This window comes from Brevibacterium sp. 50QC2O2 (genome assembly GCF_024580675.1).
Classification (GTDB): domain Bacteria; phylum Actinomycetota; class Actinomycetes; order Actinomycetales; family Brevibacteriaceae; genus Brevibacterium; species Brevibacterium moorei.
The window spans coordinates 72,460-87,738 of record NZ_JANIJZ010000001.1; the positions used below are offsets into that span (position 1 = coordinate 72,460).

The following is a 15,279-nucleotide window of genomic DNA, read 5'->3' on the forward strand; positions in this document are numbered from 1 at the left end:
GTGGGCATGCCGAGTCTTTCTGAAAAGATTGGTTGTCCGATAAACTTTTGAAGTGTGACTGAGAACACTCCAGACCCCCTGTCAGGGGAGACGACTGCGCATGACACAGCCGCCGCTGTGTCCTCGTCTTCCGAAGAACGACCCAAATGGAAACTGATCGGCCCCGGCCTGGTCGTCGCCGCCACCGGAATCGGTGCAGGCGACCTGGTCGCCACCCTGGTGGCCGGCTCGAAATTCGGCTACGCGCTCCTCTGGGCAGCGATCGCCGGCTGCATTATCAAGATCTTCCTCGTCGAAGGCGCCGGGCGGTGGACCCTGGCGACCGGCCACTCGATCTTCGAGGGGTGGCGGCGGCTGGGCCGTTGGACCTCCATCTACTTCGGTCCCTACATCGTCGTGTGGGGCTTCGTCTACGGTGCCACGGCGATGTCGGCCTCCGCCCTGCCGATCGCCACGGCCTTCCCGATCTGGGGCAACAACTACGACATCGTCCTCTACGGCGCGGTGTCCGGGCTCATCGGCGCGGCGTTGGTCTGGTCGGGGAGGTATCAGGCCTTCGAGAAGCTCGTGGCGGCCCTGGTGGGCCTCATGTTCGTCACCGTCGTGGGCCTGGCCGTCTACACGCTGCCCAACATCCCGGAGCTGGTCAAGGGCTTGGTTCCGCTGATTCCCGAGGGTGGGGTCATCTACACGCTGAGCATCGCCGGCGGCGTGGGCGGCACCATCACACTGGCGGCCTACGGCTACTGGCTCAAGGAGAAGGGCTGGTCCTCGCCGAAGTGGATGCGCGTGATGCGGATCGACAATTCGATGGCCTACGTCATCTCCGGTATTTTCGTGGTCGCCATGCTGGTGATCGGGGCGGAGCTGCTCTACACGGCCGGTATCGCCATCAAGTCCGGCGACCAGGGCCTGCTGGACCTGGCGAATGTGCTGGAGGATCGCCATGGTGCATTCCTGGCCAATGTCTTCCTGGTGGGCTTCTGGGCCTCCTCCTTCTCCTCCGTGCTGGGCGTGTGGAACGGCGTTTCACTCATGTTCGCCGATTTCTGGGGTCGGACCCGCAAGCTGCCGGAGGGCCACAAGGACCGTGGCCTGGGTGGCAAGTACTACAAGGTCTACATCCTGTGGCTGACCTTCCCGCCCATGCTGTTGCTGTTCATCGGCAAGCCGGTGGGCATCATCATCACCTACGGCGTGCTGGGCGCGTTCTTCATGCCGTTCCTGGCGATCACGCTGCTGTTCCTACTCAATGGCAAGCACACGCCAAAGGAGTGGCGCAACAAGTGGTACATCAACATCATCCTGGTCATCATCGCGGGTCTGTTCCTGGTCCTGGGCGTCAATGAGCTGATCGGCGCCATCACGGGAGGATGACGCCCACGTGAGGAGCGTCTCGGGGGATTCCGCCCGACGGCCTTTGCCGCTGGTGTGTCCGGAGTGTATAGTGGTGTCTTGTCGTCAAGACATGCGCCATTAGCTCAACGGATAGAGCATCTGACTACGGATCAGAAGGTTGAGGGTTCGAATCCCCCATGGCGCACTTTTCGTGCCATTGCACCACACGGGCCCCGGAGTTACGACTCCGGGGCCTGAGTGTTCTCCGGCTCCGGTGAGCCCGGTCACCCCTTCTGCATAGAATCGGGTACGGAACCGCGAAGCGAGCCCTACAAGGAAGTAGAGAGAACACATGGCAGATCGGACGAAACTCTGGACCCCGTCGCAGGAGAGGATCGGGCACAGCGAGATGCTGGCCTATCAGCGCTGGCTGGCCGACACCCGGGACGTGCACACCGCAGAGCAGGACTATCCGCAGTTGTGGAACTGGTCGGTGACGCACCTGCCGGAGTTCTGGGAGTCGATCTGGGAGTACTTCGACGTCCTGGGCGAGCGCGGCACCGGTCCCGTCATGTCAGGGGACACGATGCCGGGGGTGGCCTGGTTCCCGGGCGCGCGCATCAACTACGCGGAGAACATGCTGCGGCACGCGGCGGCCCGGCCCGATGCCGAGGCCCTGGTGGGGGTGCACGAGGACGCCCGCCGCGATTCCCTGAGCTGGAGCACCCTGAGCGGCAGAGTGGGCGCCTTGGCCCACTGGCTGCGTTCGGTGGGAGTGCGGCAGGGGGACACCGTCTGTGCTGTCCTGCCGAATATCCCCGATGCGGTGGTCGGATTGTTGGCAAGTACTGCGGTGGGTGCCGTGTGGTCGGTCGTTGGTGCCGACTTCGCGGCTCCCGGGGTTGCCGATCGGTTCGCCCAGATCGAGCCGAAGGTCTTGTTGACGGTCGACGGTTACCGGTTCAACGGCAAACTGCTGGACCGGCGTGCGGGCGTGGCCGAGCTGCTGGAACTGCTGCCCACCGTGGAACACCATGTGTTGGTCGATCAGCATCCGGACGAGCTGCCATGGGGCGAGGCCGCGGTGCCGGGCACAGAGGTGCCCAGCGTCCGGCTCTCGGACGTGGCCCGCGAGCCCCGTGTTCCCGAGTTCACCCGGGTGGAGTTCTCCCATCCCCTGTGGGTGCTGTACTCCTCGGGCACCACGGGCAAGCCCAAGGGGATCGTGCAGGGCCACGGCGGGATCGTGCTGGAGGGGCTGAAGAGCACTGCCCTGCAGACTGAGGGCCGGGCGGGCGACCGTGCGTATTCCGCAGTGGCCACAACCTGGATGGTGTGGAACAGCCTGGTGAACAACCTGCTGGTGGGTGGGACGGTCATCACCTATGACGGTTCGCCCGCGTACGAGGCCGCCGACAAACAGTTCCAGATCGTCGCGGCCGAGCGGGTGGCCCGTTTCGGTACGGGGGCCGCGATCCTGCAGATGATGGAGAAGTCCGGGCTGTCGCCTGCCGACCGCTACGATCTGTCGCATCTGGAGACCATCATGTCCACCGGTTCGACCCTGCCGGATTCCACCTGGCAATGGGCCGAGGACCACGTCGGAGCCGATATCCACATCGGATCCGACTCCGGCGGCACCGACGTCTGCACGGCCTTCATCGGCTCGAATCCCTATGACCCGATCTATCTGGGCGAATTGCAGGGGGCCTGGCTGGGCGTGGCCGCGGACTCCTTCGATGCGCAGGGCCGGCCGGTGGTCGACGAGGTGGGCGAGCTGGTCATCACGGAGCCGATGCCGTCCATGCCCGTGAAGTTCTGGAACGATCCGGACGGATCGAAGTACCGGGGTGCCTACTTCGAACAGTATCCCGGGGTGTGGCGCCACGGGGACTGGGTGACGAAGCTGCCGGGCGGGCAGTTCATCGTCCACGGCCGTTCCGATTCGACGATCAACCGGGGTGGCATCCGGATGGGCTCGGCGGATATCACCCAGGTCGTCGACCGTGTGCCGGGTGTGCTCACCTCGATGGTGATCGGTGCCGAGCTGGAAGCAGGGGACTATTACATGCCGCTGTTCGTCGTCCCCTCACCGGGCACAGTGGTCGATGATGCGCTGCGCGATGAGATCGTGCGTGCGATCCGCTCCGAGGTATCCCCGCGCTATGTCCCCGATGAGATCATCGAGGCCCCCGCCGTGCCGACCACGCGGACGGGCAAATTGCTGGAGATCCCCATCAAGCGGATCCTGCAGGGAGCCCCCGTGGAGTCCATCAACCGGTCGAGTGCAGCCGATTCCGCGGTGCTGGACTGGTATGTGGACTTCGCGAGGTCACGCAGGGCCCAGTCCGCGGACTGACGGGAGCCCTGCCACAGGCGGGCTCGGCCGTCGGTCGGAGATCCCACCACGTCGCGGGCGGCCCCGGCCCCACGTGGGGCCGGGGCCGCTGTCCGGCCTGGCCGGGTGCGCGCGGGCCGGACTCAGGCGCTCCGCCTCCTGCTCAGGTATAGGAACAGGATGCCCGTGCCCACCAGGGCCAGAGCGGTGCCGGCGGTGATGGCCGTCGTCGCCCCCGTCCGCGGCAGTGCCTGCTCCCGTGGTGCCGCTTGTTCCGGTTGCTCCGGCGCGGGTTGCTCTGGCGGGACCTGCACATCGCCTCCGGGTCCGGCCTCGTCGGCCGGCGGGGGCGGAGGGCTCGTCGGGGCCACCGGACCCGTCGGGGGAACGCCGGGTCCGGGCGGCTGTGAGGACACAGGTGGGCTACTCGGCACAGCCGGAGGTGTTGTGCTCGGCGGTGCCGAGCTGGGCGGAACCTCCGAGGGAGTGCTCGGTGGAGCAGCCGGTGTCGTGGGCGGGGCACTGCTGGGCGGGACCACGGGAGGCGTGGTGCCAGGCGGCGCTGTCGTCACGATCGGCGGTGGGGGTGTGCGGTGCACCGTCTCGGCCGGGATCCCGTAGTCGCTGTGCCAGGCATCCCAGCCCTCGCCCGCGGCCAACTCCACCACCCAGCTGGCCCAGCCGGGCTCGATCGCCACCGGCGCCGTCCGCGTACTGCCCGCGCCCGACTTGTCGACCCGCAGCGTCACCTGCTGCTGCGCGACGCGCTTCCCCACCGGCTGCGCCGCCTGGCGGGGCTCGACCTGCGAATGATAGAGGCTCGCCGTCAGCTGCAGAGTGCTGCCGGGCCGGGCATCCCGAACACGGATCGTGTCCGCCGTCGAACCGACCGGCACCGGCGCGGTCTGCGATGGACGCGCAGTGGCCGGCAGAGTCCCAGCGGTGGGCACGGCGACGGTGTCTCGCTTGGCCCACTTCTCTTGCGTCCCTCCGAAGGCGACGGCTTGGGGGATCTTCTGCCCGCCCAGGACCGCGGTGGTCTCGATGTGGGGGCGCCAGGGCACCAGTGCGGTTTCCCGGGCGATCCCATGGTCGGAGTTCCAGGCGATATGGTCTGGACCCGCCGCGATGGACTCCGTCCAGTAGACCCAGCCGCGGATCCCGGCCGGCAGGGTCAGCGTGGGCGAGGTGTGGGCCCCGTCGGCCACCGCCGCCGAGGTCACACTGCCCAGGCTCTTCGCCCCGGCCGGAGCGTCCTTGGTGCGCTTGGGCTTGGACTCCGAGTGCCACAGGGTGTGGACGACATCGGCGCGCAAGCCCTGTCCCAGTCCCGTGACGGTGAAGCGGTCGAACACCCGGGCGCCCGGCTCCAGGCGCTGCGCGTTGATCGTCGTCGTCACCGTGGGCCTGGTGGGGCCGTGCACGTTCAGGCCGGCCCGCGCGCTGAGGCTCATGGGGAGCCCGCGTGTGACGATGTTCTGCACCCGCTTGGATCCGCTGCCCTTCGGCTTGTACTGCAGCAGTCGATGATTGGGCAGGCCGCTGACGGTGGCGGTCACCGTGGCGCTCGCGGACTGAGTCGCCTTGGGCCTGGGGACCGTCAGCCGGGTGGTCGTGGGGGAGGTGCCGGTGGTCAGCGCTGCGGCTGCGAGTTTCCCAGCGCTGCTCGACAGCCGCACGGTATAGCCGGGCACGGCACGGCCCGATGCTGATTTCAGCACGACGCTCACCGGTGCCACGCGGTCGGCGGTGGGGCCGCCGCTCCCACCGGGGACAGGCGTCGGATCACCCACAGTGACCGTCAGCGTGTAGGGCCCCGCATACTTCTTGGCCTCGGCGCGCAGTGCGGCGTACTGCTTCGCGGTCCCGGCGAAGCGCTTGCCCAGTTTGCCGGGGGCCGCCACGGGCACCTGGTGGCGGTGGGCGATCTGCGGATCCAGTTTGACGATGGCCGACAGTGCGGCGTGGACATCGGCCTTCTTCGAGTCCGAATAGCGGCTCAGCAGATAGGCGCTGCCGGCGGATTCGATCTCGGAGCCCTTCGCCGCGGTGAAATAGCGGGCGTAGGGGGTGCGCAGGCCCGCATCGATGCAGTAGGCGTTGTAGCCGGTCAGACTCAAATAGGCGCCGTACCAGGTCTTGCCCGTTGGGGTGGAGTGCCAATGCCCCGGCCCCAGCACGGATTTCTCGTTCGTGTCCAGGGCCCGGCCCAGTTCGGCGGAGGCGCCGTTGCCCGCCAGGCCGGCCAATACGTTCTGCCCGCCGGCCGTCGGTATCTCACCGGTGCCGAGGGCTCGCCGGCTGTCTGCGCTGCCGGAACCACCGGTGCCGCGCAGTGTCACGAGCGCGGGCCCGGCCGTGGCCCCGGCACGAGCAGCGGGCGAGGTCGCCGCGGCAGGCGGTGGAGCCTCGGCGGCGCGCAGCAGGGTGTCGGCCGGATGCTGGGCCGTGGCCGGCAGGGCCAGGAGCACGGCCAGCGGCGCGAAGAGGAGTAGTGCGGTCAGGAACAGGATGCGTTTCTTCATGCCCTCATGTCACCGCCACTCCTGGGTGTACGGGAAGGGGTGGGCGCCGGGCTGTGGACGAAGGGAATCCATCCACAGGGTGCGGGTACGCACGCTCGCCGGAGCATCCACAGGGACAAGTGCGCCGGTGAGGGCTCCGTCCCCGGGAAACGCCCCAACGCTGGTGGGCTGCGCGGCGTGTCGTTACCGCCAACTGGCTCCCGCCTCGGTTAGTGGCGGTGCGGACGCAAGGGGTAGAGTGCCATACGGAAGGTACCCGCTTTGCGGCCAGACGACGCGAGGGAATTGATGGTTAACAAGGACACTGCCGACGTAGTGCTCATCGGTGGCGGCATTATGAGCGCCACCCTGGGCGCGATGCTCACCGAACTCCAGCCCGATTGGAATATCCGGGTCTACGAACGACTCAACTACGTTGCCAAGGAGAGCTCGGACCCGTGGAACAACGCGGGCACCGGCCACTCGGCCCTGTGCGAGCTGAACTACTCGCCGGAGAAGGCCAACGGTGACATCGACATCACCAAGGCCGTGAACATCGCCGAACAGTTCCAGGTGTCGCGCCAGTTCTGGTCCTACCTGGTCGACGAGGGCGTCATCACCGACCCCAAGTCCTTCATCAACTCCGTGCCGCACATCTCCTACGGCCGTGGTGAGAAGGGCCGTGACTACATCAAGCGGCGCTACGACACGATGGTCTCCAATCCGCTGTTCAAGACCATGGAGTACTCCGACGACGCCGCCACGCAGGCGCAGTGGCTGCCTTTGATGTTCGAGAAGCGCGGCCCCGGCCAGATCAATGCCGTTTCGAAGGTCGCCGAGGGCACTGACGTGGACTTCGGTTCGCTCTCGCGCCAGCTGCTGACCCACGTGGGCGCCAAGGGTGCCGACATTCGCACGGAACACCAGGTCATCGGCCTGGACCGCGCGGCAGACGGCTGGAAGGTCACGGTCAAGGACCTGACCTCCGGTGACGTCCACACGGTGGCAGCCAAGTTCGTCTTCATCGGCGCCGGCGGCGGGGCCCTGCACCTGCTGCAGAAGTCCGGTATCGCCGAGGGCCGCGGCTACGGCGGCTTCCCCGTCTCCGGTCTGTTCCTGCGCACCTCGAACCCGGAGCTCGTGGCCCGCCACCACGCCAAGGTCTACGGCCAGGCCTCCGTGGGCGCCCCGCCCATGTCCGTGCCGCACCTCGACACCCGTGTGATCGACGGCAAGGAATACCTGATGTTCGGCCCGTACGCCGGATTCTCGCCCAAGTTCCTCAAGCGCGGTTCCTTCATGGACCTGCCGAAGTCCATCAAGGGCGGCAACCTGGGCGTCCTGCTCAACGTCGCCAAGGACAACTTCGGTCTGGAGAAGTACCTGGTCACACAGCTGGCCGAAACGAAGAAGGGCCGCTTCGCGGCGCTGGGCGATTTCACCCCCGAGGTCGACCCGAGCGATTGGGAGTTCATCACCGCAGGCCAGCGCGTGCAGGTCATGAAGCCCTCGTCCAAGGGCGGCGAACTGGGCTTCGGCACCGAACTGGTGGCCGCGGCCGACGGCTCGCTGGCCGCTCTGCTGGGCGCCTCGCCCGGTGCTTCGACGGCCACGCCGATCATGTTCAACCTGCTGAAATCCTGCTTCCCCGCGCAGTTCTCCGGCTGGGAGTCCAAGATCAAGGCGATGGTCCCGTCCTACGGCCTGAAGCTGGCCGACGACGAGAAGCTCTACGACGAGCTGTTCGAGTACACCACCCGGACGCTGCAGCTGGGCTGAGCACCAAGCGGGTCGAGGCCCCGGCCCGGCTGTGCGCAGCCGGGCCGGGCGGCTCGCCGCTCCCGCCGTGTGGCTGGGATGGAACCACAAGGAAGTCGGAATAGGATCGACCTATTCCGACTTTCTTCGTCTAACGGCACAGATCGTGAGCAAAGGAACCGCATGAGTGAACAGCCTCCGAACCGGGTGCCTCCACAGCAGCAAGCACCGTCGCAGCCCGGTTATCCACAGGCGCCGATGCAGCGGAACTACCCGATGCCGCGCTATATCCCACCGGTCACATCGACGATGCGGGCCCAAGCGCCGGTGACGGCCTATCAGGGCGGTCCGGTGCAGGCGGGGTGGACGGCAGGCGCGCGGACCGCGGCTCGGCCGGGCTACGCCGGCCCGGGACGAGGGCCGGGTTATCCCGTCGCCAAGAAGTGGAATCCCAATGACGATGGCGCCCACCTGGCGCGTCTGATCATAGCGATCGTGGCCGTGTGCCTGCTGGGCCTGGGCCTGGCGGTCATCCTGCTCATCGCCTCTTTGAGCTTCCACGGCCTGGGCGTCATCGTGGTCATCCTGTCGTCCCTGCCCCTGCTGTTCATCGTCGGCATGGTGCTGTGGTTCGACCGCTGGAAACCCCAGCCCAAACTGTTGATGGCGGCCTGCATCCTGTGGGGCGCAGTGGCCGCGGTGGTGGGCGTCGTGGTCTTCCAGGCGCTGGGCATCGGGATCGCGAGCCTGTTCGGCCTGGACCTGACGGGCGACACGATGGGCGCAGTGGTGATGGCACCGCTGTTCGAGGAGTCCTTCAAGGGCGTCTTCCTGGTGGTGCTGGTGCTGGCCGGCCGCAAGTACTTCACCGGTCCCCTGGACGGCTGGGTCTACGGCAGCCTGTTGGGCGCCGGCTTCGCCTTCACAGAGAACCTGCTCTATCTGAGCTCCGGCCTGGCGGAGGGCTCGGCCGCGGGACTGGTCGGGACCTTCGTGATGCGTTGTCTGATGTCGCCGCTGCTGCACTCGACCTTCGTCATGTGCGCCGGCGTGTCGATCGGCCTGGCGTCCCGCCGCGGCCAGTGGTGGCTGACGATCGTCGCCTGGCTGCCCGGCATGTTCTGCGGCATGGTGCTGCACGGGTCGTGGAACGCCATGGCTACGTTGACGGGGGAGTGGGACAACGGCTTGGCGGCACTGGCCGTTACCCTGGCGTTCTCCCTGCTCATCTCCTGCCTGTGGTTCGGTACGGGCCTGTTCCTGCGCTCCGGCGAGGCGAAGGCCACCCGGAGGGCATTGGGTGACTATGCGAATGCGGGCTGGCTGACCCACGACGAGGTCTCGATGCTGGGCACCTGGGCCGGACGGCGCGCCGGCCGCCGTTGGGCCAGGCGGTTCCCAGGGGCCATTGCGAACATGAACCGGATGATCTCCCTGTCGGCGGATCTGGCGGCGATCCGGATGCGGCTGCTGGCGCAGGTCGCCGGTGCCAAGGAGGTGCAGGTGGAGCGCTTCGAGCTCGAGGAGTTCACCCGCAACCGTCGTGAGCTCATGCAGCGGGCCGAGGCCGGGCAGCGTCCCGGCGGGCAGTTCACCCAACAGCTCCCCGGCGTCCCGGGACCCGGCGCCCCGGGAACTCCCGGTCGCCCGCAGGCGGGCGATTGGCCGAGCGGGGTCGGCGGGCCGGGCACGGCCTCGGGACCGGGACAGCCGCAGGCACCCGGCTACCGGTCGCAACCCGGTCCCGGGATGAACCCGCCGGCCGGCGGTTACCGGCCCCAGTCCGGCGGGGGCTGGGGCCCGCCGCGATGATGCTCGTCGACTGGGTGCTGGTCCTGATCGCGCTGCTGTGCGCAGCGGTGGGCTACAGCCAGCGCCTGACCATGACCCTGGGCGGTTTACTGGGCTTCATCCTGGGCCTGATCGGCGGCCGCTTTCTGGGCGGCTGGCTGTTCGGCACGGGGAACGGGGAGGGCATCGTCGACCTGTCCGATCTGACCGGGAACACATCAGCCGGATTGCAGTTGGCGGTCCTGGCCGGGGTGCCGATTCTGTGCGGAATCATCGTATCCGCCATCGGCAGCTGGGTCGGGGCGCTGCTGCGCGAGAGCATCACCAGCCGCCTGGGCCGGGGGCTGGACGCCCTGGGCGGAGCGGCGGGCTCTCTGCTGGCCTTCGCCCTGGTCGTCTGGCTGGGAGCGGGTTGGATCCGGGTCTCGCCCCTGGTCGAGGCGAACCGGATGGTGGCCCAGTCGCAGATCGTCGCAACCCTCGACCGACTGGCGCCCTCGACCTCGGCGGTGGCCCTGGGCGAGATCGATTCGGTGTTGGCCCGCAATGGCTTCCCCCAGGTGTTCAGCGGCCAGACGGAGCGGATCCGCGATGTCGGTGTGCCGAACAAGGACCTGGCGTCGGTGGGACGCCGGGCGCAGGACTCGACGGTCAAGATCGTGACCGACCAGACCGTGTGTGGCACCCTGAGCGAGGGCACCGGCTGGGTGTTCAAACGGGGTTATGTCGCCACAAACGCCCATGTGGTCGCGGGTGCCCACCGGCTCAGCGTGCAGACCGGCGGCAAGGGCGCACCCTATGCGGCACGGGTCGTGGCCTTCGATGCGGACACCGACGTGGCCGTCCTCTATGCTCCACAATTGCCGGCGGCGGCGCTGTCCCTGGGCCAGGACCTGCGGTCGCGGGCCGATGCAGTGGTCGTCGGCTACCCGGAGAACGGGCCCTATACGATATCGCCGGCCCGGATCAGGGAGCAGCTCCCCGCCCGGGGCCTGGACATCTACGGTTCGTCCACGGTCACCCGCGATGTCTACTCCCTGCGCGCGGTGGTGCGCCACGGCAATTCGGGCGGACCCCTACTAAACGCCCGGGGACGGGTCGTGGGGATGGTCTTCGCGAAGTCTGCGACCGACGAGGACACCGGTTACGCACTGACCCTGGGCGAGGTCCGGAAACACCTGGACGCCACGCGGACCACTCCGGTGGACACCGGGAGCTGTGCGGCTGACTGAACGGCTCCGGAAGCTGACCGAGTCGTCCTCCGGCACCGGGTGTTATTCGGACTGGTCGAGGCGCACGACCACAGCTCGGTGATCGCTGGTGCCGCGGTCGAGCACCTCATCGGACTTGACGTCGAAGCCGCGGGTGAGCACATGGTCCAGTCTGACCAGCGGGAATTGGGTGGGCCAGGTGGCGCCGAAGCCCCCACCGGTGGCAGCCCGGGAATCCTGCAACTCCGTGGTCAGGTTCCCCAAGTAGCGGTCGGCCCCGCCGGCATTGAGGTCGCCGAGCATGATGACGCGCCCGGCGGAGTCCTGCCGGACGATCTGCGCGAGCTTCTCCAACGCCGCATTGCGCAGATCCTCCTCGCCGATGCGCACCGAGGGGATGTGGACGGCGTACAGCGCGATATCGCCATTGGGCCCGGCCAGCACGGTGCGGAAGGCGCGCGGCCACTTCAGGCCCAGATCGATCACCTTGGATTCGCCCAGGGGGTATTTCGACCACAGGCCCAAAGAGTCCTCGACCCGGGAATAGGAGTAGGCACCGTCCAGTTTCGACTTGATGATCTTGCCGGATTTACTGGCCAGCTCCTGTACCGCCAGCACATCGGGTTTCCGGTCGAGCAGATTCTGCGCGGTGGCGGTGGGCTGGGACAGTTTGGCCCCCACATTCTGGGTCGCCACCGTCAGCTGCCCGTCGGCGGTGCCGAAGGTCGGCCGCAGGTACCCTCCGAACATGGAACACCAGACCACGGCCGGGATGAGAAAGCCCAGGATGCCCAGGAAGCTGAAGCGGATCAGGCCCATGATGATGAGCAGAACCACCAGGACCACGGTCCAGGGCAGGGCGGACTCGACCACAAGGGCCAGGCCCTTGGTCTCCGGCAGGCGGCTGTGGAAGAACAGCAGTAGAGCCAACAGCACGCCCAGGATGAAGACGATGATTCCGCGGGTGGGGGACTTTCTGCGCGTCATTCCCCCAATGCTAGGCGGCCACCCTGACCGTGCCCCTCAGATTGGGCGCAAGGTGGCCGGGAGGCGCGGATGAGGTGGCGAAGCCGGATCCGGGGAGCAGTGGCCCGTGGTGCCGGCGCAGTGCAGCCGGCTCAGTGCAGTGCGGTGGCCGACCAGACCTCGACATCGGGGTGGGCGTCGTAGCGGTAGCCGCCGCCCCGGATGGTGCGCACGACATTGGCGTAGTCGCCCAACCGGCGGCGCAGGCGGCGCACGTGCACGTCCACGGTGCGCTCATCGGGTTCCTGGGCATCGGCCGACCACAGGGCCTGGATCAGGTGGGAGCGGTCCAGGGTTTCGCCCGGGTGGGACACCAGGGTGGCCAACAGGTCGAATTCCTTCGTCGTGACGTTCACCTGGACGTCGTCGATGTGGACCTCGCGGCGGGGGATGTCCACGCGCAGGCCCGCGGTGGTCCGCTGTGCCTCTGTATCCTCGGTGGGGCGCGGCGGGCGGATATGGGCCGGGATGCGCGAGCGCAGCGGTCCGTGGCGCACGGCCGAGCCGCCGGTGGCGGCGGGGGACCCGGTGGCCACGGCGCGCACGGCGTCGAGGTCCCTGCCGGGGCCCTCTGGCGCCAGGGCGATGACGGCCTGGGTTTCGGCCCGTGCGGCGAGTTCGTGCGCATAGGACTGCAGGGCCTCGGCGATGGCGGTGAGGTTGGTGCCGTCCTGCGAGGCCTTCTCCTCGTCCAGGCCGATGTAGAGCACGATGCCGCGGGCGGCCCGCGGGGTGGCCTGGACCCCGGCCGGGGCCAGCGTGCGGGGAGCCGCGGCAGGGTCAACGGCGGTCAGCCTGGCGCCCTGGCGGCGCGTCGCCGCCGCGGAGCGGGGATGGGGGGAGGTAGTACGGGCGGTCAGGTCCGTCGGGGTGGTGCTGCGCTGTGCGAATGGCATGTCGATCCTCGGGTTTCCGGTGCTGCGAGTGGGTGGACGATTCCCGCCGGGCGGGATGATTCGTGCGGTGACTCGTTCGCGATCATGCCGCACTCGGTGCGGCGCAGGTGATCAGTGATCGCGAACGCAGAGCATCTGCATGCTCTGCGCGGATGCGCGGGGCCGGCGACAGCTGCCGCGCGGTGCGCATATGTGCATCGGGAGGATTCGGGTCATGACTGTCATTATTCTTCATGCAGGTGTCATATGGAAGAGCCGGGGCCCCAATGTGACAGAATATGACAGTGCGGGTCGTTCGCGCGCCGCGCCCGCTGGGCGTCGCGCGTCGATCACACCACGCCGTAGAGGCGATCGCCGGCATCGCCCAGCCCCGGCACGATGTAGCCGTTCTCGTTGAGTCGTTCGTCCAGAGCAGCGGTGTGGATCGTGATGTTCGCCTGCCCGTCGTACTTCGCCTGGATGGCCTCGACGCCCTCCGGGGCGGACACCAGGCACACGGCGGTGACCTCGTGCACCCCGCGTTCCAACAGGAAGTCGATTGCCATCTCCAGAGTGGCGCCGGTGGCCAGCATCGGGTCGATGATGTAGACCTGCCGGTGCGTCAGGTCCTGCGGCAGGCGCTCGGCGTAGGCGGTGACCTCCAGGGTCTCCTCATCGCGCATCATGCCCAGGAATCCGATCTCGGCGGTGGGCAGGATGCGCAGCATGCCCTCGAGCATCCCCAGTCCCGCGCGCAGGATCGGCACGACGACCGGCCTGGGGGTGGCCAACTGGACGCCGGTGGTCTGTGCCACGGGGGTGGTGATGACCTTGGGCTCGGTGCGCACATTGCGGGTGGCCTCATAGGACAGCAGCGTGACCAGCTCGTCGGTCAGCTGCCGGAAGCGGGCCGAGTCCGTGCGCTCATCGCGCAGGACGGTGAGTTTATGGGCGATGAGCGGGTGATCTGCCACGTGGAGTTCCATAGCAGAAGAATATCGCCTGAAAGGAGGGGTCCGAAAGGTGGTCGGAGCCGCTCGGAGGCTACACAATAGAGGCATGTCCTACTTCACCGCAGTACTGAATGAAAACGGCTCCACCTTCAAGCTGGTCGATATCGACGTCGACGACGCCTCCAGCCTGGACGACCTCATCGACATGATGGTCAACGCAGGCGAAGGGGACGGCGATTCGGTGGCGGTCGTCGAACACGAGGACGAATGGTTCGCCATCGTCCGGCTGTTGCCCAGCGATGAGATCAAGGTGTTCATCTCCGATATCGATGCGGCCGCAGCCAGTCCCTATGCCGAGCTCTTCGTCGACTACCTCGATTCGCCCAAGGACGAACAGTACGAGGAGGAGGATTTCGCAGAGGAGGACTTCGCGGACTCCGACGATTCCGATGATGAACCGGAGGACGACCAGGACGAGGACCTGGAAATGCTCGACTTCGAATCCGATGGCGAGACCGGTGGGGACTCCGATATCTTCGCCGACCGTGGGGTCGACGCTGCCGAGCTCCTGGAACAGGTCGAGAAGTACCAGTCGGACCCGGCGCGCATTGTGGCGCACATCGGCGAGGTCGTGGGCTTCGCGGATTCGCTCGAGGCCGCGCGCTGAGTCCCGTATCCGGCCTGAGTCCGCGGAGGGAGCACCTGGAGTGGATGGGCCGGGCCCTGCGGCTGGCCGAGCACAGCCTGGACTCCGGGGACGTGCCCGTGGGCGCCCTGGTCGTCGACTCCGCCGGCCGGGTGCTGGGCGAGGGGTATAACGAGCGCGAGCTGACCGGCGATCCGACCGCCCACGCCGAGGTCCTGGCGCTGCGGCGCGCGGCCTCGGCCCTGGGGCGGTGGCGACTGGAGGGTGCGACGCTGGTGGTGACGCTCGAACCGTGCCTGATGTGCGCGGGTGCCGCGCTGGCCGCGCGCGTGGACACCATCGTCTACGGGGCCCACGACGACAAGGCGGGCGCCTGCGGTTCCGTCTGGGACCTGCCGCGCGACCGTGCCGCCCTGCACCACCCCGAGGTCTACGCCGGCATCCGCGCCCCTGAGGCCGCGGCCCAGTTGCGCGACTTCTTCACCTCCCGCCGCTGAGCAGCCGTTTTGGTCCGCTCCTGGGCCCAGACCCGGACCAAAGTGACTGCTCAGTGGAGCGGGTGCTGAGTGGGCGGAGCGCGGTGTGATGAAGCTCGCGTCGATGGAGTGGCTGCTGGTTTGCCCCGGATGGTCGAGTTGCCCTAGAGTATCTAGCGGTAGCGTGTCCGAGCGGCCGAAGGTGCAACACTCGAAATGTTGTGTACGGTAACCCCGTACCGAGGGTTCAAATCCCTCCGCTACCGCGTTTGATAGAAGGACCCCGTCTCCTTGAGGCGGGGTCCTTCTGTTTTGCCGACTGCGGCCAAAACCCGGATCCTAGTCCCGGGGACTTCCCAGTGG

At 67.7% G+C, this 15,279-nt stretch carries 11 protein-coding genes and 2 tRNA genes; 9 read left to right on the plus strand and 4 right to left on the minus strand.

Annotation, left to right across the window (positions count from 1 at the left end; genetic code table 11):
• The first annotated feature begins 54 nt into the window (after positions 1–54).
• The 3 genes from NQ038_RS00305 (at position 55) to NQ038_RS00315 (ending at position 3,697) form a co-directional block, all read left to right on the plus strand.
• Positions 55–1,377 carry an Nramp family divalent metal transporter gene (locus NQ038_RS00305; RefSeq protein ID WP_373456755.1) on the plus strand — a complete coding sequence of 441 codons (1,323 nt, stop codon included), beginning with the start codon at positions 55–57 and terminating at the stop codon, positions 1,375–1,377.
• 93 nt (positions 1,378–1,470) lie between these two features.
• Positions 1,471–1,543, plus strand: a tRNA-Arg gene (locus tag NQ038_RS00310).
• A 147-nt stretch (positions 1,544–1,690) separates the two neighbouring features.
• Positions 1,691–3,697 (plus strand): acetoacetate--CoA ligase, encoded by a 2,007-nt coding sequence (locus NQ038_RS00315; RefSeq protein WP_257049247.1) that lies wholly within the window; start codon positions 1,691–1,693, stop codon positions 3,695–3,697.
• Positions 3,698–3,819: 122 nt separating this feature from the next.
• On the opposite strand, the gene NQ038_RS00320 is transcribed toward NQ038_RS00315, so the two are convergent.
• Positions 3,820–6,201, minus strand: coding sequence for a hypothetical protein (locus NQ038_RS00320; protein WP_257061366.1), 2,382 nt, complete (start codon positions 6,199–6,201; stop codon positions 3,820–3,822).
• Positions 6,202–6,489: 288 nt separating this feature from the next.
• Here NQ038_RS00320 and NQ038_RS00325 point away from each other — a divergent pair, with 288 nt between their 5' ends.
• From NQ038_RS00325 to NQ038_RS00335, 3 genes are all read left to right on the plus strand, one after another.
• Positions 6,490–7,959 (plus strand): malate:quinone oxidoreductase, encoded by a 1,470-nt coding sequence (locus NQ038_RS00325; protein WP_257049245.1) that lies wholly within the window; start codon positions 6,490–6,492, stop codon positions 7,957–7,959.
• 162 nt (positions 7,960–8,121) lie between these two features.
• Entirely contained in the window at positions 8,122–9,750 is a 1,629-nt protein-coding gene (locus NQ038_RS00330) for a PrsW family intramembrane metalloprotease (protein WP_257057829.1), read from the plus strand.
• A complete protein-coding gene (locus NQ038_RS00335) occupies positions 9,747–10,961 on the plus strand; it encodes a MarP family serine protease (protein WP_257061368.1) in 1,215 nt (404 codons plus the stop codon). Before NQ038_RS00330 ends, NQ038_RS00335 begins: the two co-directional genes overlap by 4 nt.
• Positions 10,962–11,003: 42 nt before the next feature.
• Here the strand turns inward: NQ038_RS00335 and NQ038_RS00340 are convergent, their stop codons facing one another.
• From NQ038_RS00340 to upp, 3 genes are all read right to left on the minus strand, one after another.
• On the minus strand, positions 11,004–11,927 hold the full coding sequence (locus NQ038_RS00340) for an endonuclease/exonuclease/phosphatase family protein (protein WP_257057826.1): 924 nt from the start codon (positions 11,925–11,927) through the stop codon (positions 11,004–11,006).
• Between the two features lie 131 nt (positions 11,928–12,058).
• Entirely contained in the window at positions 12,059–12,862 is an 804-nt protein-coding gene (locus NQ038_RS00345) for a winged helix-turn-helix domain-containing protein (RefSeq protein WP_257049241.1), read from the minus strand.
• A gap of 329 nt (positions 12,863–13,191) precedes the next feature.
• Complete coding sequence (gene upp, locus NQ038_RS00350; RefSeq protein WP_257061373.1) at positions 13,192–13,827, minus strand: uracil phosphoribosyltransferase; 636 nt, start codon at positions 13,825–13,827, stop codon at positions 13,192–13,194.
• A gap of 73 nt (positions 13,828–13,900) precedes the next feature.
• Between upp and NQ038_RS00355 the strand changes: the two genes are divergently transcribed.
• From NQ038_RS00355 to NQ038_RS00365, 3 genes are all read left to right on the plus strand, one after another.
• Positions 13,901–14,461 (plus strand): tRNA adenosine deaminase-associated protein, encoded by a 561-nt coding sequence (locus NQ038_RS00355; protein WP_257049239.1) that lies wholly within the window; start codon positions 13,901–13,903, stop codon positions 14,459–14,461.
• Between the two features lie 14 nt (positions 14,462–14,475).
• Entirely contained in the window at positions 14,476–14,937 is a 462-nt protein-coding gene (gene tadA, locus NQ038_RS00360; protein WP_373456760.1) for a tRNA adenosine(34) deaminase TadA, read from the plus strand.
• A 157-nt stretch (positions 14,938–15,094) separates the two neighbouring features.
• A tRNA-Ser gene (locus NQ038_RS00365) sits at positions 15,095–15,182 on the plus strand.
• Positions 15,183–15,279 lie beyond the last annotated feature (97 nt).

Coding starts and splice junctions, on each gene's coding strand:
- NQ038_RS00355 (WP_257049239.1), top strand. CDS start 13,901: ATGTCCTACTTCACCGCAGTACTGAATGAAAACGGCTCCACCTTCAAG.
- NQ038_RS00330 (WP_257057829.1), top strand. CDS start 8,122: ATGAGTGAACAGCCTCCGAACCGGGTGCCTCCACAGCAGCAAGCACCG.
- NQ038_RS00325 (WP_257049245.1), top strand. CDS start 6,490: ATGGTTAACAAGGACACTGCCGACGTAGTGCTCATCGGTGGCGGCATT.
- NQ038_RS00345 (WP_257049241.1), bottom strand. CDS start 12,862: ATGCCATTCGCACAGCGCAGCACCACCCCGACGGACCTGACCGCCCGT.
- NQ038_RS00335 (WP_257061368.1), top strand. CDS start 9,747: ATGATGCTCGTCGACTGGGTGCTGGTCCTGATCGCGCTGCTGTGCGCA.
- NQ038_RS00315 (WP_257049247.1), top strand. CDS start 1,691: ATGGCAGATCGGACGAAACTCTGGACCCCGTCGCAGGAGAGGATCGGG.
- NQ038_RS00320 (WP_257061366.1), bottom strand. CDS start 6,201: ATGAAGAAACGCATCCTGTTCCTGACCGCACTACTCCTCTTCGCGCCG.
- upp (WP_257061373.1), bottom strand. CDS start 13,827: ATGGAACTCCACGTGGCAGATCACCCGCTCATCGCCCATAAACTCACC.
- NQ038_RS00340 (WP_257057826.1), bottom strand. CDS start 11,927: ATGACGCGCAGAAAGTCCCCCACCCGCGGAATCATCGTCTTCATCCTG.